This window comes from Izhakiella capsodis, assembly GCF_900115045.1.
Classification (GTDB): Bacteria; Pseudomonadota; Gammaproteobacteria; order Enterobacterales; family Enterobacteriaceae; genus Izhakiella; species Izhakiella capsodis.
Genome location: NZ_FOVC01000004.1, coordinates 1 through 22,790, shown reverse-complemented (window position 1 = coordinate 22,790; position 22,790 = coordinate 1). Strand labels below are relative to the sequence as shown.

Here is a 22,790-nt window from a genome sequence, read left to right as displayed (position 1 = left end):
TTTCTTATTTCCTTTGAATTTATTCATAAATTCAGGATGCTGCTGTTTTCATCAGTGCTCGCTTTTTCTGCGTCTGTTGATGCAACAGAAAAAGGCGTCCTGAGCACCGCCGCTGGCATTGATGCAAGTGAGCAGATGCGTCAGCAGGCGCGTGAACGCACCCAGCTGGAGCAAAATACGCCGCGTGCAGATGTTCGCCTTGAACGTCCTGATGTCGCTTTACCCGATTATCCCTCCAATGAAAAACCCTGCTTTGTCATCAATACCATCAGGTTAGAGGGCGACGCTGCCGAACAGTTTGAGTGGTCGCTAAAATCAGTCGCCGATGCCAGAGGCCGTTGCCTGGGGGGGCAGGGCATCATGCTGATCATCAAAAAGGTGCAGAATGCAATCCTGGCAAAGGGCTATGTCACGACGCGCGTAATGGCTCAGGAGCAGGACCTGACAAAAGGCGTACTGACGCTCACGCTGCAGCCCGGCAGAGTGGCGCATATTCGTTTCAGCGATGCTGTTTCCTGGCGGGGGCGGCTGTGGAATGCTGTACCTACCTCACCTGGCGATATTCTTAATTTGCGTGATGTCGAACAGGGCCTTGAGAATTTTAAGCGCCTGCCCAGTGCGACGGCGGATATCAGAATTGTCCCGGGCGAGCAGGATGCCACCAGTGATTTAGTGGTCAACTGGCAAGAGAAACGCCCTGTCCGGCTGAATATCGGGCTTGATGACAGCGGCTCCCAAAGTACCGGACGCTATCTCGGGACGGCAACGCTCGCGGTGGATGCGCCCTTGGCACAAAACGATTTATTTTATGCCAGCATTGGAAAAAATCTGTTTGAGCAGGGGGAGTTTGGTAACCGTTCCCATGCGCTGAACTACTTTTTCCCGGTTGGTTACTGGGCGTTCTCCGCAAACTACAACGACTATACCTATCATCAGAATATCCCTAACGCGAATGAGATCCTGACATACGACGGACGAAGTGAAAGCGCCGTTCTGACGGTTTCCAGACTGATCTATCGCGACCAGTCGAATAAAACCACGCTTAACGTACGCACCTATCGTCGTCGCTCCTCCAACTCGGTCAATGATATTGAAATTGATCAACAGCGGCGACGCACGGCGGGCTGGGAATTTGGCGTAAGCCAGCGCAGTTATCTGGGCAGCACCACCTTGGATGTCAGTGTTAACTGGCGGCGGGGCACGGGAGCCTGGGGGGCAACGCCCGCGCCAGAGGAGGCTATTGATCGCGGTAGTGCGCGCGCCGGCACCTTATTCAGCGATATCGCCCTCAATCATCCCTTTTCCCTGTCCGGGCAGCCCTTACGTTATTACACCACGATGCGGGGTCAGTGGAGTAACAGCGCGCTGACCCCCCAGGAGCGACTGGCCATTGCGGGGCGTTACACGGTGCGGGGTTTCGACGGTGAACAGATGCTGTCGGGTGAAAAAGGGCTGATTTGGCGCAATGAGCTGGGCTGGAACGTTTTCGCCAGTGGCCATGAATTTTATATTGCCGCCGACTACGGACGCGTGGATGGACCCGGTACACGTGATCTGGTCGGACATCAGCTGGTGGGGGCTGCTGTCGGTATCAGAGGCGCGCTTATTCGGCGCGTGAGTTATGACCTGTTTACCGGTGTTCCCTTGATAAAACCCGACAATTTTCACACATCAGGCGTGACCGCAGGATTCAGTATCAACGTCGAAATATGATGCCGCTGCACGTTGTGATCCCGATGACATCCTCATGGATTTGAGAGGCTGAATTATATGAACAAACACCGTTACCGTATCATTTTCAGCCGTACTCACGGCGAACTGCGTGTTGTCTCTGAACTTGCCCGCAGCTGCAGTAGTGAACCAGGGCAGACGCGCGGATCAGGCGCTGCTCGCGTGTGGGTCACCCTGCGTCGCCTGGCATGGATGATGAGCCTGGTATTCGTTAATCACCAGGCGTTCGCGGCCGGTATTGTTGCCGACAGTAATGCCGCAGCAGGTATGCGCCCTGAGGTCATTAACACGCAAAATGGCCTGCCGCAGGTCAATATCACTGCACCTAACCAGGCGGGAATTTCCCATAATCAATACCGCCAGTTCGACGTCGATCAAAAAGGCGCGATCCTGAATAACTCATCGGTCATGACCGCCACCCAGATGGCCGGTATGATACAGGGTAACCCTAACCTTAATCCCGGCAGTGCGCCTGCCCGGGTTATCCTGAACGAAGTCAACAGCACCAACCCCAGCCAGCTTCGTGGCTATATGGAAGTGGCGGGGGGGCGCGCTCAGGTCATCGTCGCGAACCCCTCCGGTATTGTCTGCAATGGCTGCGGAACGATAAACGCAGGCCGGATGACCCTCACCACGGGTAAACCACAGCTCAATGCAGATGGCAGTATTGCGGGCTATCAGGTGGAGCGTGGCGTGGTACGCATCGAAGGCGGTGGGCTTAATGGGGATCCGCGTCATGACACGGAATATGTTGATGTGCTGGCGCGTGCCGTCGAGGTGAATGCGGGTGTCTGGGCAAAAAAGAGAATCAATGTTGTTGCCGGGAGAAATACGGTGGGCGCAGACGGTGATACCGTGACGCCCTCCAATGCGCCGGTCAGCACAAAACCTGAGCTGGCGATAGATATGGGCGCTATGGGCGGGATGTATAGCGGTCAGATCCGTATGATTGGTACCGAGGCCGGGGTGGGTGTGCGCAACCAGGGGGGGCAACTGCAGGCCGGTAAAACCCTGACGGTCAGTAGCGAAGGGCGGCTGGAATGGCAACCTGGCACGCAAGAGGCGGTCACGCAGGCTGGCGAGTCAATAACGCTTGTCGCCAGAGACACTCTCGATCACGCCGGAAAACTGCACAGCGACGGCACACTGATCGTGCAGAGCCGCAGCGGCGATATCAGACAGACGGGTACGATGGCTGCCGCAGGTGAGGTTCAACTGACGGCGGCGGGCGGCATAGAAAACAGCGGCCATCTGCTGGCTGGCAGTGATGTGAACAGCAGGCTGATCCGGGAAGCGGACCTGACTTTGAGCAGCCAGGGTACCGTGAAATCAAACGGTAGCCTGCTGACGAAAAAAAATCTGTCCCTGTCGGGTAACCGGGTGGATCTCGGCGCAGGACAGCTGGCGGCAAAACAGGCGACGGTGACGGCGCAAAAAGGCGGTGTTGGCTTAAAACAGGCAAAAATCGACAGCCAAAAACTGAACATCAGCACGCTGGGTGATATTGAAGCCCGGCAGGCAGAGATCAGGGCGGGAAACTGGGAAGTTAATGCCGACAATCTGTTCAATCAGCAGGCGGTCTGGTCACAGACGGATTCCGGAGCGAGCCGCTTTGCGCTTAAGCGTCAGCTCGACAATACCGGCGGAACGATTGAAGCGCAGAGCCTCCTTTTTGATGCTGCGGCGCTGACTAATCAGCATGGAAGGCTGGTCGCGCTTGATGTTAGCGATCAGCACTGGCGTGTGAGCGGACTGCTCGATAACCAGTCTGGTGAGCTGGGCAGCAATGGCAATCTGTCGTTAAACATCGGCAGTCTCGCTAATCAGGCCGGAACGGTAAAAAGCCTGCTGTCGCTGCAGGTTGACGCAACTGATGCCCTCGACAATCGCGATGGCAAGCTGCTGGCGGTTAATAAGGTCACGCTGCAGGCAGAAAAACTGACTAACCAAGCCGGTATGATTAACGGTGAGGCAGTAAACATCACGGCTCATCAAGTCACTAATACACAAGGTCAGATCGCCAGCCAGCAGGATCTGGTACTCAATACCCGGCAGGGCCTGGACAATCAGCAGGGTGTTATCGCGGCCGATCACGATGCGGAGATTCATACGCATGGCACCTTGAGCAATCAGGAGGGGACGATACAAAGCGGTACGCGTTTAAATCTTTCTGCCGGTGAGATTAACAACGACCAGGGCAAAGTATTGTCAGATAACGCGCTGATGCTGGAGACGGCCGGCGAAGTGAACAACCATGCCGGAGAGATCAGCGGCAGTGAACTGCAACTGAGTACGCTGGCCCTGCAAAATGGCAATGGCCGGGTCATGGGTACCCGCTCGGCCATCCTGGATGCGAAAGATGCGCTGGATAACTCGCAGGGCCTGATTGCCGGAGGTCATAAACTGGAGCTTTCCACCGGGGGCCTGCTGAACAACAGCGACGGTGAAATTAGCGCCATAACCGTCGGGCTCGATGCGGATCAGCTTGATAATACCCAAGGGAAAGTGATCGCCGAAAATCAGCTGACTGTGCGCGCTCAGCACTCTCTGAATAATCATCTGGGTTTGCTGGAGGCAGGCAATACGCTTGATGTCAGTACGCAGGGCGACTGGAACAACACGCAGGGAACGGCACAAGGTGATCATGCCGTTTTCGTCGCTGCCAACGATGTTGACAACACCGGCGGCAGGCTACAGTCCGGAGGTGCGCTGCAGCTTGGCAGCAACGGGGATGTGATTAACCGCGCAGGCAAGCTGACTGCGCAGAATGATCTGATCTGGCGTGGCACCCCGCAAAGTCTCTTCAGTAATGATTACGGCTCGCTACAGAGTGGCGGTAACCTCACTTTATCGGGCGGACAGTTGACCAACCGTGAGCAGGGGCTGGTCCTGAGCCAGAAAGCCCTCGCCATCGATCTGACTTACGCCCTGAATAATCAGGACGGTCAGTTGCAGGGCGCGGGTCAGACAACCCTGCGTGCAGACAGCCTCAACAATCAGCAGGGCAGGATTGATGCGCTTGGCACCCTGGATATGCACCTCATCGGTCAGCTGGACAACCGAAACGGGCATATTTTCAGCCGGCTATCACAGACGCTGACGGCGGGTGATATAGCGAACGGGCAGGGCTGGATGGGGAGCCAGGGAACATGGCGGGCGACGACCGGGCAGTTTGCGAATGCGCTGGGCAGTGTGCAAAGCGAACAGTCATTATGGCTCACCACAAACACTCTCGATAACCAGCAGGGATTATTACAATCGGCGTCAGCACTGACAATGAGAGTGACACAGGGCATTGACAACCGCGCCGGAAAAATCAGCGCTCAGACGCAGCTGGACGCGCGCGGTGATGACAACGGTACCAGAACGGGGGCCATCAACAACGCTGGCGGGCAATGGCTGGCCGGTGACGTTTTAAACCTGGCGTCACAACGGCTGGACAATACTCAACACGGCCTGCTCTACAGCCAGAAACAGCTGCACCTTCTGCTCAGCGAAAAATTGGATAACCAGCAGGGTAATATTCAGAGCGGGGAAAACCTGACGCTGGATGCCCGGTCGCTGCAAAACGACGCCGGCTCTGTCACCAGTCAGCAGCAATTGACGCTGACTGTCGCGGATGACATTAGCAATCAGGGCGGCGCCTTAAGGAGTAACGGCACTCAGCAACTCAATGCCAGCCTTATTAATAATCAGCAGGGTACTATCAACAGTCTTGGCGACCTTAACGCCGACGCCGCACAACTCGACAACGCGGGCGGAATGCTGATCAGCCAGGGAGACGGCATTTACGGTATTGATACACTGAATAATCAGCAAGGCAAAATTCACAGCGGGCGTGGTCTGACGCTGAACGGCACGACAATTAATAATCAGGCAGGTCAGCTGGTCTCAACTCAGGATCTGATGATCAATGCGGCGCAGGTTAATAATGCAAGCCGGGGAACGATCAGCAGTCAGGGAGCCCTGGATGTGCTGGGCAGCACACTGGACAACCACGATGGCGGTCTGATTTTAGGCACCACGCGCACCGGCATCACGGCCAGCGAGGTTAACAATAGCGCGGGCAGCCTGCAAAGCGCGGGGGCGCTGACGCTGGCGGGTCTGTCACGGCTGGATAATCGCCAGGGCCGTATCGTAGCAGATGGCCCGCTCGCCATTAACCCGGTCGGTAACGTCCGTTTCGCCCGCCTTGCTTTTAGCGCTCCGGCCTTAGCCCTGCTGAACCAGAACGGCGTAGTGCAGAGTGGCGCAACGATGAACGTCAATGCCGGTACGCTCGACAATCAGGGCGGAAGGCTGCAAAGCCAGCAGGATTTTACCCTGAGCGTGCAGCAAGACTATATCCAGCGGGCCTCTGACATCCTAAACAGTAACGGTACGCTTACTGTTTCTGTCGCTGGCCTGTTTACTAACCTGAACGACTGGCTGCTGTCTGGCGGTCTGAACCTCAGCAGTGCAAATTTAACCAATCAGGCGGCGCTGATAAGCAAAGTCATGCAGGTAACGTCCGGACAGTTTACCAACGATGGTCGGGTCGAAGCTGACAACATGACGCTTAACGTTGACACACTGAGCAATCCTGGCGCGGTGATGGGCGACGATATCACCGTTAACGCGCGTATCATTGATAACTATGGTGCGGGCGGCGTGATTGCCGCGACGCAGTCGCTTAACCTGAGAGGAGATGCGCGTCTCACTAATCGTGACGGCGCGCTACTTTTCAGCAGCGGTGATATGCAGCTGGGCAGTAACGATCTGATAGAAAATCAGGCGAGTGCGATCGAAGCTGGCGGCGATCTGACGATCAATGCGCAACGTTTAATCAATCAGCGCGTTGGATTAAATATTGCCCGTGATGCAGAGTCTGAATCGTACAAATGGCACCGCTATCATTATTACTGGCGCTCCTATGGTTCGGATAGTATGACCGATTCCACGCCATTCGCGCCCACTACTCAGCGCCTTACCTTTAATGATAATAATGAAGCCAATAACAATAAGTACGGCACAATAACGGCGATCGATGCAGGAAATAAACGCGCACAAGTTCTGGTCAAGGATGTAACTAAAAATAGTCTGATCTCACTTTGGGTGAGTTACGAATCTCTGAAGCCTAATTCTGATGGCACTTATAACGTTACTTTCTATCAGACAGCTGGTTTCAATCAAATCCGTGGCGTTCCTACGCCTTATCACAATACCGTATGGCGCGAATTCACTGACGAGCCGCGCATCGAACAGTGGGACCCTCAAAAGCACGTCAGTAGTTATGACCTGATGTTTATTTCCGATTACAGTAACTTCCGTGAGCGCTCAGTGACAGGTTCACTGACGCGTGATCGGCTTATTTCGGAAGGAACTGGCGCACGTATTCTTTCTGGTGGCAATATGGCACTGCACGTTAACGGCCAGTTACTTAACGATGCGAGCGTTATCACGTCGAATGGCAATCTGGGGATTGACGGTGGTGGCAGCGTGGATAACCGGGGTTATTCGGTCAATGAGCACCGCAGTGAATTCATCGTGGACCACTATGACAGAGATACGAATCACTGGTATCCCACGTTTAATTACGATGGCACCACGGCGATCCAAACTATTGATAGCATCCTTTCCGGCAACGGTCAGGTGAGCATCACGGGAACACGCATTTCGAATACCACTGTCAGTCAGGCCCAAATCAGCAGCGCTGAGGCAGCGCTGAAGGCGGTAGACGCGGAGCGGGCGGAATGGGAGCGCAACCCACTGGCCTTCAGCGTCAGTGGTGCAGAGAGTCAGACCGCGAATACCCAACTTTCACCCGGCAGTCAGGCCACCTCAGAACGGCCTTCTCCGTTAGGGCGTCCGCTACTGCCGGCAGAGTTAGCTTTTACCGCCAGGCAGCATCTGGCTAACGTGGCGACCGCGATCCCTAATAACGCACTGTTCCGTCAGGTCCCGGCCAGTGGCAGTCCCTATCTGATCGTCACCGACCCACGCTTTACCAGCCGGACGCAGTTTATCAGCAGTGATTATCTGCTGGCGCGCGTCGGTTATGATCCGGCCGCCGTACATAAGCGTCTGGGCGATGGTTTCTACGAACAAAAGCTGGTACGTGACCAGGTGCTGAGCCTGACCGGACGGCAATCGGTACACGGTGAAGACGCGATGGCGCAATATCAGGCGCTGATGAATAATGGCGTAAAAGTGGCACAGGACTTCAGCCTGGTTCCTGGTGTGGCATTAACGCCCGAACAGATTGCCGCTCTGCAGCAGGATATTGTCTGGCTGGTCAGCGAAACGGTCAATACAGAGAGTGGCACGCAGGCCGTCCTGGTGCCTAAGGTTTATCTGGCCCAGTCCACGCTGCGCCTCACCGGGGATGGTGCGCTGATCGCGGGTGGCGATTTGCAGCTTTCAACGAACAGCGTCACTAACGCCGGCAACCTGCTGGCAGACAGGGCGCTGGGGATTGATGCTTCACAGTTTACTCATCAAAGCGGTGATATTAAGGCAGAAAGCATCAACGTACATGCGGACAGCCTGAGTCTGAGCACTAATCTGCAGGATGCGTTGCGGCAGGCCAGCATGAATGCGGGTGATATCAGCCTGAGCGGTAGTGATATTCGCCTGCAGGGCGCGACGCTTCGTGCGACGAATAACCTGGCGCTCAGCGCGGGTAACAACCTTGAGATAGGCGCCGCAAAAAGTAGCCACAAAGCGGATATTGAGGTGATTTCAGGCGCGATGGGTAACCGTGACACCCGCCAGGGATTTGAAGAAGCCGGCCAGCGTATGGCACGGGTCAGTGGTGAATGGCAGCAGTCCCGGGGAAGCGAGCTGAGCGCTGGCGGCAACCTGATGATGAGCGCCGGTAAAGATATAACCCTGCAGGGCAGCCAGGCGCAGGCAGCAGGGAATACGGCGGTCCGGGCAGGCGGCGATGTCCGCTTATTAGCCGATAAGACGACTAACAGCACCCATCTTGAAGCCAGCGGTAAAGTCACTTCCGTCAGCAACAGCCGCAAAGAAGATCAATTGCACCTCAGCACGCTGGAGGGAGACAAGGGCGTGACGATCATCGCGGGCAACGATGTGCTTGCTGAAGGTGCGCAGATTGACAGCAAAGCGGGTGGCATTGGTATTGGCGCGGAAAATGTCACCATAAAAGAAGCCCGGAGCTTGACTACTGCTTACGACAATGAGCGCTCGGGTGACGGGAACCACACACGCATTGAAAATACGGCTAAAGAAGACGCCACCGGCAGTACGCTCAGTGCGCAGGACGGCATTACAACGCTTGCCCGCACAGGGGATATCAGCGTCAGCGGCAGTACCCTGCACAGCGAGCTGGGCGCTATTGCCCTTCAGGCGAAGCATGATGTCACGCTCAACAGTGCGACGGAAGGTGAATCCCGCTATCTGGATGAGCGCTCTCAAAAGAAAGGTTTCCTGAGTAAGAAAAGCAGCCATACGGTGCAGGACGATCGTGTGACGCGTGAAAAAGGAACGCTGTTAAGCGGCAACAGCGTCAGTATCGATGCCGGAAACGATCTTAGCGTGCGTGGTTCAGCCATCGCCGCCGACCAGAATGTGGATTTGCAGGCGGGTAACAACGTTGAGCTCTCGGCTGCGACTGAAACCGGTTATCACTATCTGCTCGAAGAGAAGAAAAAGAGCGGCCTGATGGGCAGCGGTGGCATTGGTTTCACGGTTGGCAGTCAGTCAACGCGGCATGAAGTCAATGAGGATGAGGTCGTCCAGAGTCAGAGCTTCAGCACCATCGGCAGCAGCCAGGGCGATGTCAGCATCACCGCCGGTAATAAACTGCGCATCGGCGGCGTGGATCTGATTGCGGGTAAAGATCTTAACCTGAGCGGCGACAGTGTTTCTGTTGATTCTGGTTTCGACCTCAACAACCGCACGGAAACATTTGAGTCCAAACAGAGCGGCTTTACGGTGGCGCTGTCGGGTACGGTGGGCAGCGCGCTTAACACCGCCGTCAGCACCGCGCAGCAGGCGAGAAAGGAAGGCGACGGGCGCCTGAACGCGCTGCAAAACACCAAGGCGGCGCTGTCCGGCATACAGGCCGCGCAGGCGCAGGCGAAGGGTGATCTGACGGGTGACGAAAAGGCCGCCGGCTTTGGCATCAGTGCCTCGTTGGGCAGTCAGTCGTCCAAAAGCGAGACGCACACCGAAAGCAGCCTGTCGCAGGGCAGTACGCTCACTGCCGGGCAAAACCTGTCGGTTACCGCAACAGGTAAAAACCACACCGGGCAAAGCGGCGACATTCGCATAACCGGTAGCCAGCTCAAGGCCGGTGGGGATACGACGCTTGACGCAAATCGCGACCTGTTTCTGTCGGCCGCGGGCAACACGCAAAAAACCGACGGCAGTAACAGCAGCCGGGGTGGCAGCCTGGGCGTGAGTGTTGGGGTGGGTAAAAACAGCGGAGTGAGCATATTCGCCAACGCCAATAAGGGCCAGGGGCGCGAGAGCGGCAACGGCACCACATGGAACGAGACCACGGTGGACAGTGGCGGAACAGTGAAGCTGCACAGCGGGCGAGATACCACGCTTGCCGGCGCCCAGGTCAGTGGGAATAACATCACCGCTGACGTCGGCGGTAACCTGACGATCAGCAGTCAGCAGGACAGCGACCGCTATGATGCGAAGCAGAGCAATGTCAGTGGCGGAGTCAGCGTGCCGATTGGCGCCGGGACCGGCTCAGCCAACCTCAGCGCCAGCCGGGACAAGCTGCACAGCAACTTCGACTCGGTAAAAGAGCAGACCGGGTTGTTTGCGGGCAAGGGCGGCTTTGACATCAAGGTCGGCGAACATACCCAATTGGATGGCGCGGTGATTGCAAGCACTGCTGACAAAGAGAAGAACCGTCTGGAAACCGCTACGCTAGGCTGGACGGACACCCACAACCAGGCGGACTTCAGCGCGACGCACAGCGGTGGCAGCTTCAGTACTGGCGGCCCGGTGGGCAAGGAGTTGCTGACTAACATGGCCGGCGGCCTGCTGTCGGGGGCCAACAACAGCGGACATGCCGAAGGCACGACAAAAGCCGGCGTCAGTGAGGGAACGTTGATAGTTCGCGACACCGACAAACAGCAACAAGACATCACCCAGCTTAACCGTGATACGGATAACGCTAATGCCGGCAGCATCAGCCCCATCTTTGACAAGGAAAAGGAGCAGAACAGGCTTAAACAGGCGCAGCTGATTGGGGAAATCGGTAGTCAGGCGATGGATATTATCCGCACACAGGGAGAGCTTAACGGGCTTGAGGCGGCGTTGAAGTCTAATCCGACGCTGAAGGGTGATGAAAAGAGGCTGCGTGAAACGCCGGAATACCGGAAGGCGATGCAAGAATATGGTACCGGCAGCGCGTTGCAGAAGGCGGCGCAGGCGGTGACGGGCGCACTGACGGCGCTGGCAGGCAACAATCTCGCGGGCGCGCTGGCGAACGGCGCCTCGCCGTACCTGGCAACGAAAATCAAGGAAATGACTACCGACTCGCAGAACGAGGAAGTGAACGTTGTGGCCAATGCGATGGCGCATGCGGTGCTGGGCGCAGTAATCGCGCAGCTGAATAACCAGTCGGCGCTGGCGGGCGGACTGGGTGCCGGCGGGGGTGAGCTGGCGGCGCGGTATATTGCCGGCCAGCTTTTCCCGGGCAAAACGGCAGAGCAGCTGAGTGAAGAGCAGAAACAGCAGGTGAGCGCCCTGAGTCAGTTGGCGACAGGGCTTGCAGGCGGGCTGGCGACGGGTGATACTGCAGGAGCGGTGACGGCAGCGCAGACTGACAAGAATGCGGTTGAGAATAATCTTCTGGCAATCCCCATGCCGCCCCCGGTGTTGCCGGGTGAGGCAGGCGCAGCGGGAGCCGCTGCTGCAGGTGCGGCGGGTTATAACGCACAGGGCAGAGCCGACAGTGACAGCGAAGACTGGGACGCAGGCGGCGGGGGCTGCGAAGGCACGCGTGAACAGTGCGCGGTGCGTGATGGAACCCGTGACGGAACGCGGGGACCGGGGCATACATCGCTACCCGTTGCAGATAAAGACCCAACCGGCGGTAAGCTGGAAAATCCGGCTCCGGAAGAGAACCAGAGCACCACGCTGATCACGCCCGACCAGCGTGACAGCAACGGAGCCAGCCATACCGGAAACAGCAGCGGTGCGCCGGATACTGGCGGAAATACGACAGTCACCCCAATCCCGGATGGGCCGAATAGGGATGATTTGGCTTATCTGGCAGATGGAAACATGCTCGGAGCTAATGGAGTGAAAGTTCCAAGTAAAACTATATGGAAAGGTGTAGGAAAAGAACGTATCGATGTTGAAAATCCAAATCCTGGACAAAGACCGGGTCAAGTACACTATCAGGATAACAAAAATAATAAATATTATTATGATCCTAAAAATAATAACTTCTATAGCTTTGACTCATCAAAGAATAAAATACCCGCGCCATCTTCAGTTAATAAATTACTTGAAGACTCTAAGTTCAAACAAGCCATTGATAAAGGCATGAAACAATACTTAGGTGAGAAATGATTATTTTTAATAAAGAGTTCAGTACAAAGATTGCGAACAACCTAACCAGTTCATTTTCTTTGCCAAACAAGCTACTGTGTTTAATAGACGAAGGTTTCGTCATTCACTCGAACGAGTGTATATTTTTCAGATCAACCCAACCTATTGATACAAATGAAAATGATGGGAACTTCTTTGATAAAACTGAGCAGGAGTGCTTTTATAATGAATTGCGGATCAGTGATTATATAAAGAAAGATATTGCATCTATTGCAGTCAATTTTGCAGAGGGAATTATTGGTAAATTAAAAAAAATGGAATCAAAGAAATTTGAAGTTATTGTCATCTTCGATGATTTCGATGGAGAATTAGATGCAGTAATAAAACTCCATACACTCAGAAATGAAGAAACTCCGTATATAGATATAAAATCTATTGACGAATATCAGCAACCGATTTTTATCTGTAGAACAGAATAAGCTTAAAACCCCGGCCCTTTGTGGCCGGGATCGTTCTCTGTCTCTGACCGCCTACCGCCGCGTAATCTCCGGCATCTGCCAGTCCTGGTTCAGCGCCCCCGGAAAATCCTTCAGCCAGGCACTGACCTTTTTGCGGTTAAAGCGCGTCACGCTCAGCCCTTCAATGCAGCCCCACAGTTCGCGCATATCCTGAAGGGTGACGACAACGCAGCCCGGCATCACGCGGATTTTAACCGGCATTCCGTCGGTAAATCCCGCTTCTGCCATCCAGCCACCGCGCAGCCGCACCTCGCCAAATTCCACCACATCGTAAATCTCACAGTGACTTACCGCCTGTGGCGCTTCAGTTACAGCCACTTCTGGCTTAGTATCATGTTCAGCCATAATAACTACCTCGCTTAGTTGTTGTGGTCAGCGGGCCGGGGTGTTCGAAGCACCCTGGTTCCGCGTCTGTTAACTACTCCGTTTTACCAATCACGTTATCCAGCATCTCAGAGACAAACTTCTGCTTCGTCACCGGCATCTGGCGGATCACGTCTATCTGTTGTTCAAGCCGCGAGGCCGGGCCGCGCTTCGTTGCACGCCTGACTGGCAGACCCAACAGTTCATCCAGTGACAGGTTAAGGATCTGTGCCAGTTGGGGCAGCAGTGAAGCCGAAACCTTGAGCCGTCCGCCTTCATAGTGCGCCATTGTTTGCTGGGCGATCCCTAACTGTTCTGCCAGCTGCTGCTGGGTCAGTTGCAGCGCCTTCCTTGCCAACGCGATCCTGGCTCCCATCTCTCTGAAGAAGTGTTCATCTCTGGTGTTCATGGCATTACGTTGCTGTCGTGTGAGTGTTGCCATGATGATACTCCTTGTTCTGAATAACGCTGTTGACAATACTCCGATGTGAGCATCACCGCGCTTCAGGCGGTCCATGCCGGCACGCATCCGGCGGAGCAGCGGGAAGATAAACCTGGCAGGCCTGGAAATATCGGTCACAATCAACACCACAATCAACACCACAATCAACACCACAAAAGGCACGAGGGAATGAGCACAATCCACTTCAGAATAGACGATGAAACCAAGCGGCTGGCGATGCAGGCAGCAGAGCGTCAGAAGATAAGCCTGACAGAACTTATGCGTCAGCGTGCTGAAGAACTGGCGGCAGAAGAACGGCAATATCAGGACGGCAAACATGATGTCTGGCTGGAACAGCAGATAAGTCAGGCGTTCAGTCGTTATGATGCAGGTGAAAGCCAGTTCATCAGCAATGATGAAATGAACAGCCGCATGAATGAGCTGAAAGCGCAGGCAGAGCGGGGTAAGCTCTGAAATCAGATGTTCAGTGGGAAATACAGGCGCAGGAGGACAGAGAAACCATCTTCCGCTATCTGTATCAGGAAGCAGGCCTTCTGGTCGCCAGCGCAACAGATGACAAGCTCGTCAGTATGATCGGTATCCTCAGCGAAAATCCGCAGGCAGGCGTTGAAGCCGGGAGAACCGTAAAACGGCGTAAGCTGGTTGTGCCTCACTTCCCGTTTAACATCACCTATGTAGCAGAAGAGACAGTGGTTCGTATCCTGCGGGTCCTGCATACCTCCCGCAAAATAGCGGGCCGTTACAGCAGATGATAGCGGAGCGTCTCTGTCAGTTGCGTTGTTCCGTGCACGGCAGAGCGCGGCGTCCCTGCCGAGATCTGCCTTCATCGGGTGCGGTGCGCGCGGGGGTCAATGGCCGTGCAGCGGCACGGGCAACCTGCAATATAAAAGTCCGCCATGGCCGTTACCCGGCCATTAACCATAATGCCGGCTATTATGTAAAACTTACCGGTTAGCCTCAGTGATAAACATCGACAGTGCGGCCCGGTAGCCTGGCTGACAGCAACGGAGAATGTACCGTAACGTTTGGTGGGGGTAGTCATGCCCCGGTGTCGCGGGGCAATACTGCCTGTGGAAGTGAAAAATAGGGGGACAGGCCCCATGAAATGCGGGCGCTGCAGCGGCGCGCCCCACCTACAGATACACAGAACAATTACTCTTTGAGCGATTCCCCATTGGTGGCAATCACCTCTTTATACCACCAGAAACTCTTTTTACGGCTGCGGGCTAAGGTGCCTTTTCCGCTGTCATCGCGATCAACGTAAATAAAACCGTAACGTTTGGACATCTCAGCTTTGGATGCACTGACCAGGTCAATCGGTCCCCAGCTGGTATATCCCATCACCTCAACACCATCGTCAATCGCTTCACGCACCTGTACCAGGTGATCGTTAAGATAGCTGATACGGTAATCATCCTGTACCACGCCGTCTGCATCCGGCTTATCCTTCGCGCCCAGACCGTTTTCGACAATGAACAGCGGCTTTTGATAGCGATCCCACAGCACGTTCAGCAGGGTACGCAGGCCGAGCGGATCAATCTGCCAGCCCCACTCGGAGCTTGCCAGGTGGGGATTTGGTACCATGCTCAGGATGTTGCCGCGCAATTGCTGGTTCAGCGCGTCATCCGCAGTCGCGCAGCCGGTCATGTAGTAGCTGAATGAAATATAATCGACGGTTGACTTCAGCGCCTCGCGGTCGGCGTCGGTAATATCAATCTGGATGCCGTTATCGCGGAAGAAGCGCAGCATATAGCCTGGGTAGGAACCCCGGCACTGCACGTCACCGAAGAACTGCCAGGCGCGGTTTTGCTGCAGCGCTTCCAGTACATCCTCTGGTTTGCAGGTCAGCGGATACATCAGCCCGCCCAGCAGCATATTACCGATTCTGGCGTCGGGAATAATCTCGTGGCAGGCTCTCACAACCAGGGCGCTGGCTACCAGCTGATGGTGGATAGCCTGGTATACTTCACTTTTGCTGCTGGTTTCCGGCAGGCCGACACCGGTCATTGGTGCGTGCAGCGACATGTTGATTTCGTTGAAGGTCAGCCAGAGCTTCACCTTCTCTTTATAACGTGCCAACACGGCGCGGGCATAGCGTTCAAAGAAACCGATGGTCTGGCGACTTCCCCAGCCGCCGTATTGATTAACCAGCCCCCACGGCATTTCGTAGTGCGACAGCGTTACCATTGGGGTGATGTCATGTGCGGCCAGCTCGTCAAACAGCCTGTCGTAAAACGCCAGGCCTGCTTCGTTTGGCTGCTGCTCGTCGCCGTTCGGGAAGATACGCGTCCAGGCAATTGAGACGCGCAGACAGCTAAAGCCCATTCCGGCAAACAGTTTGATGTCTTCCGGGTAGCGGTGGTAGAAATCAATGGCGATGTCCTTGATGCCGCTGTCACCCGCTACGCGCTCGGTGACCGGGCCGAATATCCCCTGTGACTGGACGTCAGAGGTTGAAAGTCCTTTACCCTCCTCCTGGTATGCGCCTTCAACCTGGTTGGCGGCAACTGCGCCGCCCCATAAAAAATTATCCGGGAAAGTTTTCATCATGTTCTCCTGTTATTAATGGTTTACGCTGAGTAACGGCTCGCCGGCGTTGACGGTCCCTGCCGCCACGGTCGCTACCTCGCGATACTCGTCGCTGTTACTGATAATAATCGGGGTTGTCAGGTCGTATCCGGCATCGATAATCGCCTGACGATCAAACTCCAGCAGCAGGTCTCCCGGCTGCACCTTGTCACCCACCCTGACGTGGGCGGTAAACGGTTTGCCGTCGAGCTTCACGGTGTCGACTCCCACGTGGATTAACACTTCGATCCCGCAGTTGCTAAGCAAGCCGATGGCGTGTCTGGTCTTGAACAGAGAAGCGACTTCTCCAGCAAAGGGAGCAATTACCCGGTTATCGGATGGAATGATAGCGACACCGTCGCCCAGCAGACCGCTGGCGAAGGTGGCATCTGGCACCTGGTCGAGTGCCATAACGGTGCCGGTCATTGGGGAGAGCACGTCGTTATCACCCACGGTCGCGGGCGCTGCGCTCTCTTTTGCATCGCGTGCAGGCAGACCGGCCACCAGCGTCAGGCCACAGCTCAGCACCAGCGCTATCATGGCTCCGATAATGCCACCCCATAGCGAGGCGTCTACGCCGCCCGGTGGAATCATCTGGGCGATGGTAAAAATATTGGGAATGCCGAACGAGTAAACATGGGCATTGCTGAAGCCTACGATCGCCCCGCCGATGCCGCCCGCCACGCAGCCAAAGATAAACGGGCGACGCAGCGGCAGGTTGACGCCGTATACCGCCGGTTCAGTGATACCGAAAACGCCTGTTGCGGCGGACGAGCCGGCCAGCATTTTCTGACGTGTATCGCGGCTACGCAGGAAGATCCCCAGCGCCGCACCGACCTGCCCGAACACCGAAGGTAGTAACATTGGCAGCATGGAGTCATGACCCAGTACCGCAATGTTATTCATCATCAGTGGTACCAGACCCCAGTGCAGGCCGAAAATGACACAAACCTGCCAAAGTGCGCCGATGGCTGCTCCCGCCAGCCACGGGGCCAGCATGTAAATCCACTGATAGCCGTTTGCCAGCAGCTGGCTGATCCAGGTCGCCAGCGGGCCAATCACCAGAAAGGTCAGCGGTACGGTCACGCTTATACAGATCAGAGGTGCAAAGAAGTTTTTCATTGAGGAAGGCAGCCGCTTCATACTCTGTTTTTCCAGCCAGCAGCTGACCCACGCGGCGAGAATGATAGGGATCACCGACGAGCTGTAGTTAAACCAGATCACCGGAATGCCGAGAAACGCCTCCGGAACCGCCCCCGGCTGCTGGCTGGCGTTAAATGCAGCGATCATCATTGGATGGGTCAGCGCCCCGCCAATCACCATGGTGATAAACGGATTGCCGCCGAACTTCTTACCTGCGGTGTAGCCCAGCACCAGCGGGAAAAAGAAGAACAGCGCATCGCTGGCGGCGAACCAGATTTTATAGGTGCCGCTGTCGGTCGTGAGCCAGCCGCAGACGACCGCCAGCGCCAACAGCCCTTTCAGAATACCGGAGGCTGCCAGGATACTGATAAACGGGGTAAATATCCCGGAGACGATGTCGATCAGGCGACCCAGCAGATTATCCTTTTCGCCTTTATCTTCCCCGGTGGGCGTGTCATCGGTAAGCCCGGCTTCGTGGCGCACTGCCAGCCAGACGTCGTGTACGTGGTTACCAATCACCACCTGGAACTGACCGCCGCTTTCGACCACCATGATGACGCCCGGATTTTTTTTCAGTCCTGTGGCATCCGCTTTTTGGTTTTCTTTCAGTTTGAAGCGAAGCCGGGTGGCGCAGTGTACAAGACTAACTATGTTCTCTTTTCCGCCCACGTGGGCGAGAATATCCTTCGCTAAATCCTGGTATTCCATGTTGATTTCCTTACTTCGATGCTCGCAGGCACCTGGTGACTGAGCATAAAAAAACCCGAGGCGTCCCTCTTTCAAAGGCCGCACTCAGGTTTTGCCTGCACTATGCAGTAACAATCCATCGTTGAGGCTTAATGCCTCTTTCTCCTCATCCGTTCGGAATAGTGGCGAGGAGTATCATTTTTTTAATTTGTCAGTCATCAGCTCGCGCTGATGACTGAGTAACGCTTCGTCGCACGCCAGCGGGGGGTGTTCGTCCGCAGAATGATCGTCAGTGTCCTCCGGTTACATATCTCCACCCTGACATTTCGCTGTTCAGATGCCAGGCAAGCAGCGGCACTACGATAAACTGTGCTCCGTTCCTGCTCCTTCGACGTTAAGGCGTCTGGTGATACTGGTCGTACTTCCTGGACCGGCTCGGATTCCTTCGTAAGATGCCAGAAAAATCAGATTCTGCCTGTTGAAACGGTAAAAATCTAATCCGGGTATTCTATTGATTTTATTCGTAATTCCAATTTACCACGGGTAAAAAAGCCATGACCATCGTCGCTGCTATGCTGATATCAAAAGGTCACGATGGTTTTCAACTCCGTTACCCAGGCATCCTGGGTGCGGGATACGCCGCCGGGATGATGCCAGTATTGAATGCCCGGCTGTAGCTCAAGCCATGACACCGGGCGTAAACGATAGTAAAACTCACCGCTCACGGAATGACCGGGGACCGGATGATACGCCGGATTGCTGTAGTCACTCACCCCGTTAATCCTGTTCAAATAGCGCTGATTACGGGCATACTGGTTGCTCATCTCCGTCCAGGTCAGTCCGAAGCCAATCCAGTCCTCCGGTCGCGCGTCAAACAGTCCGCGGTAACGCAGTGAGGCGGCGTAAACCTGGTGTATATAGTTGGTGCTTTGATTGGCAAGGCTCATGCTGAAAGAGGTACTCAGTCCGCGGTTTGGATCGTCCTGATGTTGCGTCAGCTGTTGGTTCATCCCGGCGTACATAAACCAGGTGTGGTTGTGCTTCTTGTAACCGTCCGGGTCGGTTGCCCCCGCCTGGCCGGATTTTCCGCGAAAGAGGTCTGTTTGTGATGCGTTAGTGAACACTACGCCCAGATTATAGGCACCGGGCAGACCGTTGATGAGCGGACGCGCTTCGATTTCGACCGGGAGTAATATCCCTTTGCTGCCTTTCGTCGACCAGCTCCATGCATGGCTACGGCTGGCGGCATTCGGATTCTGCTCCATCACGCCGCCTTTCAGGCTGACGGTTGGCGTCACTTTATATTCCAGCGTGGTACCCCAGGTATGAACGTTCCAGTTGTTCCAGGTGAGCGCATTGGCGGATTTGCCGCCGCACTGAGAGAGCAGCTGGAAGTCACATGGGATGATCTGGTCAAAGGTCTGTACTTTGTTCATCATGCCGACACGCCAGGTGAGACGCCGATCGTCAAAGCTGCGCGCAAAGGTCAACCATCCCAGACGGGTGATGGATTGCCCGCCCCAGCTCTCCTGTGACAGATCGTTGAAATTGACGCGGGGATCCTGCAGGCGTTTAGTGGTGAGGTTGTCATTGTGGTTACGGTTGACGATATTCCCTTCGATGCGTGCGTCGGGAATGCCCGTCCAGCGCTCCAGATCTTGGTTGAAAGTCAGCGAAAACTGATCGATGTAAGCCACATGGCGATCGTGATTGTAACCGCCGCCGCCGTTCCAGCCGATTTCATTCAGGTAGGCGAGATTGTACGTAAACCCGTTATCATTAAGAATGTGACGAATGCCGAGCATATCGCCCAGAACCGGCTTTGGTGGGGCTTCAAAACCGAGTACCGTTCCATTCCAATCCTGCGCGACTGAAAGCGGGGAGAACGTCAATAAAGCAAGTACATACAGTTTATAGTGAATATTTATATTTTTCATAAGCGTCCTGGTGAGCGTCCTTGTTGGAAAAAATAAGCGATAAATTTTTTGCACGTCATCCTGGTCTATTTTTTTGGGCAAAAAAAAACCTGAACGCCTCATGGCTTCAGCCATAAAACGTTCAGGTTTTGCCTGTTAACCAGTAACAATCCTGAATACAAACTGAATGAACCTTACCATTCTTGATGTTTATCTGAAGTGTTATTGGAAATATACGTGACTCGCTTAACACTTTTGTTTAAAAACAGCGTATCGGGACGCACAATACGGGGCGCCTTAATGGTGAGGGGTCGAATGGAAGGGATTTCAGGGAAGGATTGCTATTTACACCAGCCGATTGATGAGGAGACGTTTCCGAAAGCGTCAGTTGAAAATGCGAGGTGAAAAGACTGCTCAACCGATCCGTCATCATGAAAAATGGGGGCCATCGTTCTCTTTTTCTCACGTGTTGATTCCCTGGATACGCCGTTCAGGGTTTAGGATCTCTCGACGGTTATCATTCTCTGTCCATTCTTTCGGATTTAAGCCCAGCCGTGGCGCGATCAAAAATTCTGAGGGCGTGCAGCATTAATTCTCACCTGCAGTTTTCAGCGATCGGATACGGCTTCAGCATCACAGGCCGCAGCACCACACTCTACAAGCTCGCCAGACGTGCGTGATAGCGCCATTCGTCATGTCGTCGGATTACGCTAAAAGAGGATTCGTCCGGCTTTCATCCTCGAACCTTCCCTTAAGCTTCTGTGCAGTATCTGACCTGTTATCCAGGCTCTGTTGTCGGCAACGCTGACCGGCTTAGCAAACGGGTAAGGTGGTGTGTTTTGTAACTCAACGGGCTGTTCATTATCGATGACCTACTCCCCCCAGGCTGACGGCGTATTTGTTACTTCCGTCAAAGATATGTCACCACGAGCAATCGGCAGCGGAAAGAATACGCAAAGATATCACTATATCTTTGCGTATATTGCCGAAACGAAGAGCGGGCAATCAGCCAGTTACTGATTTGCTATACGCATTATGTAATATTTCAATCAGCTTTATAACCTGAGGTGTTTTCAACATGGACATATGGTTTCCATCGGTATGTATTACCTCTATTTTTTTTGCATATTTCTTCCAGTTTTTTTCGTTTTCCTCTCGTTGCCTGACATCTGAATCTATCGCGTTAATGAGTAGCATTTTCCCGTTATAAGAAGAGGACGGAAGATAGCGGGTATTCATATTTTCCTGCATCACATCCAGAATCCTCTCCAAAGAAGAGAGTGATGTTTTTTCGGTAAAAATACCGCAATGAATTAACGCCTTATACAGTACGTTAACTTGCTCTCCCTTATCAGATGCAATAAGCATTCCTTCGTCTACTGGCAAGTTACACCCTGGCATAAGATTATAAATCTTGATCAGCTTGATTATTGTATCAGTGCGATCGAATAATGTACTGTCTTCATTTCTGACCCCGGGCGCTCGGCTATCGAGTATCACTAGATCTGAAACCGGTTCCCCTAAAGCTTGCAACTGTAATGCCATTTCAAACGCTACCCAACCCCCGAAAGAATGACCCACTATTCGGTATGGGCCGTAAGGGCAGTGTTTGATCATCGCTTCTATATAATCACTCGCTGTTTCTTCTATCGTCTTATAGGGTTTGATATCAGAATCATCTAAGCTAGGAGCTTGAAAAGCGTAGATAGCGCCTTTATACAAGTCGGTGTTTGCAAATTCCAGAAAGCTAATTGCCGAGGCTCCGGCTCCCGGAATGCAAAACATAGGCGTTGCGTCAGTCATTCCGTCGCGTAGTGTTACTAAAGGATGGTAATTTTTACGTGGGGATAATTCACAGGATATCTGTTTTGCCAGTTTTTTGAGTAATGGCATCTGCATGATTGAATTATGCGTTCCTCCGATAAGATGAATCGATGATCCCTTATTGATTAACGGTCTCCATCCTCGCCATAGGTCGGCATCGTTTTTATCACTGGCGATGTAGAGATCAACGTTCACTTCTGATTGGCGGGGCACATAGTTCAAACCTAAACGTCTTATATAGAGGGCTGTATCTAATCGTAATAGTAAATCATCAAAAGAGAAATTTGATGGGAGCCATTTATAGCGAAGGCATAAATCGAACAATTTTTCTATATCTATCGGTCGGCACACCTCTTCTAAAATATGTTTCTGATTGTTTGGAACAAAACGGTGGATAAAGCTAAAAATGATGTCGTCTCTGATGGATAATTCACTCGATGTCCCTGAGTGATCACTCTTTATCAGAGCCGGATTGAAGGAGTCTATCATTCCCAGGTACGCTACTTTTTCGCCCCTCATAACGAGTTGACAGGCTATTTCATAACCTATAATGCCGCCCAGAGACCATCCGGCAAGATAATAAGGGCCGACAGGCTGAACGCTGCATATTGCTTTCAGATGGCCGCTGGCGAGTTCTTCTAATGTTTCAGGCGCCGAATCAATAGTGTGCAATCCCAGCGCCTGAAGTGCATAGACAGGGCGATTTATAGTCAGTTTTTCAGCTAAAGCAGAATAAACCAGCGGATCGCCAGAGGGTTCATGCAGAAGAAACAGGGGAGATTCATTGCCACTGATTTTAAGAGGAACAGGGTTCTCTTCTAAAAGAGACGTTGTCAGATCGCCGGGCTTTGTTAACGCGCTGGCAAGTTGACACAATATTGGGTTGGTAAAAAGCGTTGCCAGGGTCGTTTCTAATCCCGCTTTTGCCATCTGCGTTAACAGTTTAACCGCCATCAGTGAATGACCACCGAGTTCGAAGAAGTTGTCGTGGCGTCCCACCTGCGTCAGGCCCAGCAGTTCACACCATACCGCGGCGAGCGCGGTTTCGGT

At 53.9% G+C, this 22,790-nt stretch carries 11 protein-coding genes; 5 read left to right on the top strand and 6 right to left on the bottom strand.

What is annotated here, in order from left to right; all coding sequences use genetic code 11:
- Positions 1 to 36 precede the first annotated feature (36 nt).
- Genes BM191_RS07635 through BM191_RS07625 form a run of 3 tightly spaced genes read left to right on the top strand, consistent with a single transcriptional unit; the run spans position 37 to position 12,737 of the window.
- On the top strand, positions 37 to 1,713 hold the full coding sequence (locus tag BM191_RS07635) for a ShlB/FhaC/HecB family hemolysin secretion/activation protein (protein ID WP_230479547.1): 1,677 nt from the start codon (positions 37 to 39) through the stop codon (positions 1,711 to 1,713).
- Positions 1,714 to 1,770: 57 nt separating this feature from the next.
- Positions 1,771 to 12,279, top strand: a complete 10,509-nt coding sequence (locus BM191_RS07630) for a hemagglutinin repeat-containing protein (RefSeq protein WP_092876804.1) — start codon at positions 1,771 to 1,773, stop codon at positions 12,277 to 12,279.
- A complete protein-coding gene (locus BM191_RS07625; RefSeq protein WP_092876802.1) occupies positions 12,276 to 12,737 on the top strand; it encodes a hypothetical protein in 462 nt (153 codons plus the stop codon). The genes BM191_RS07630 and BM191_RS07625 overlap by 4 nt, the downstream gene beginning before the upstream one ends.
- Before the next feature lie 51 nt (positions 12,738 to 12,788).
- Here BM191_RS07625 and BM191_RS07620 read toward each other — a convergent pair whose 3' ends face one another.
- On the bottom strand, positions 12,789 to 13,121 hold the full coding sequence (locus BM191_RS07620) for a SymE family type I addiction module toxin (RefSeq protein WP_092876800.1): 333 nt from the start codon (positions 13,119 to 13,121) through the stop codon (positions 12,789 to 12,791).
- A gap of 73 nt (positions 13,122 to 13,194) precedes the next feature.
- On the bottom strand, positions 13,195 to 13,581 hold the full coding sequence (locus BM191_RS07615) for a helix-turn-helix domain-containing protein (protein ID WP_092877224.1): 387 nt from the start codon (positions 13,579 to 13,581) through the stop codon (positions 13,195 to 13,197).
- Between the two features lie 189 nt (positions 13,582 to 13,770).
- Between BM191_RS07615 and BM191_RS07610 the strand changes: the two genes are divergently transcribed.
- A complete protein-coding gene (locus tag BM191_RS07610) occupies positions 13,771 to 14,055 on the top strand; it encodes a damage-inducible protein J (RefSeq protein ID WP_092876798.1) in 285 nt (94 codons plus the stop codon).
- On the top strand, positions 14,052 to 14,354 hold the full coding sequence (locus tag BM191_RS07605; RefSeq protein WP_092876794.1) for a type II toxin-antitoxin system RelE/ParE family toxin: 303 nt from the start codon (positions 14,052 to 14,054) through the stop codon (positions 14,352 to 14,354). The genes BM191_RS07610 and BM191_RS07605 overlap by 4 nt, the downstream gene beginning before the upstream one ends.
- A 400-nt stretch (positions 14,355 to 14,754) precedes the next feature.
- On the opposite strand, the gene BM191_RS07595 is transcribed toward BM191_RS07605, so the two are convergent.
- The 4 genes from BM191_RS07595 to BM191_RS07580 form a co-directional block, all read right to left on the bottom strand.
- Positions 14,755 to 16,149 carry a glycoside hydrolase family 1 protein gene (locus BM191_RS07595; protein ID WP_092876790.1) on the bottom strand — a complete coding sequence of 465 codons (1,395 nt, stop codon included), beginning with the start codon at positions 16,147 to 16,149 and terminating at the stop codon, positions 14,755 to 14,757.
- A gap of 15 nt (positions 16,150 to 16,164) precedes the next feature.
- Positions 16,165 to 18,021, bottom strand: coding sequence for a PTS beta-glucoside transporter subunit IIABC (gene bglF, locus BM191_RS07590; RefSeq protein ID WP_092876788.1), 1,857 nt, complete (start codon positions 18,019 to 18,021; stop codon positions 16,165 to 16,167).
- A 560-nt stretch (positions 18,022 to 18,581) separates the two neighbouring features.
- Positions 18,582 to 19,937 carry a carbohydrate porin gene (locus tag BM191_RS07585; RefSeq protein ID WP_092877221.1) on the bottom strand — a complete coding sequence of 452 codons (1,356 nt, stop codon included), beginning with the start codon at positions 19,935 to 19,937 and terminating at the stop codon, positions 18,582 to 18,584.
- Between the two features lie 984 nt (positions 19,938 to 20,921).
- The coding region (locus tag BM191_RS07580; RefSeq protein WP_143088804.1) for a thioesterase domain-containing protein at positions 20,922 to 22,790 on the bottom strand (1,869 nt) is incomplete at its 5' end.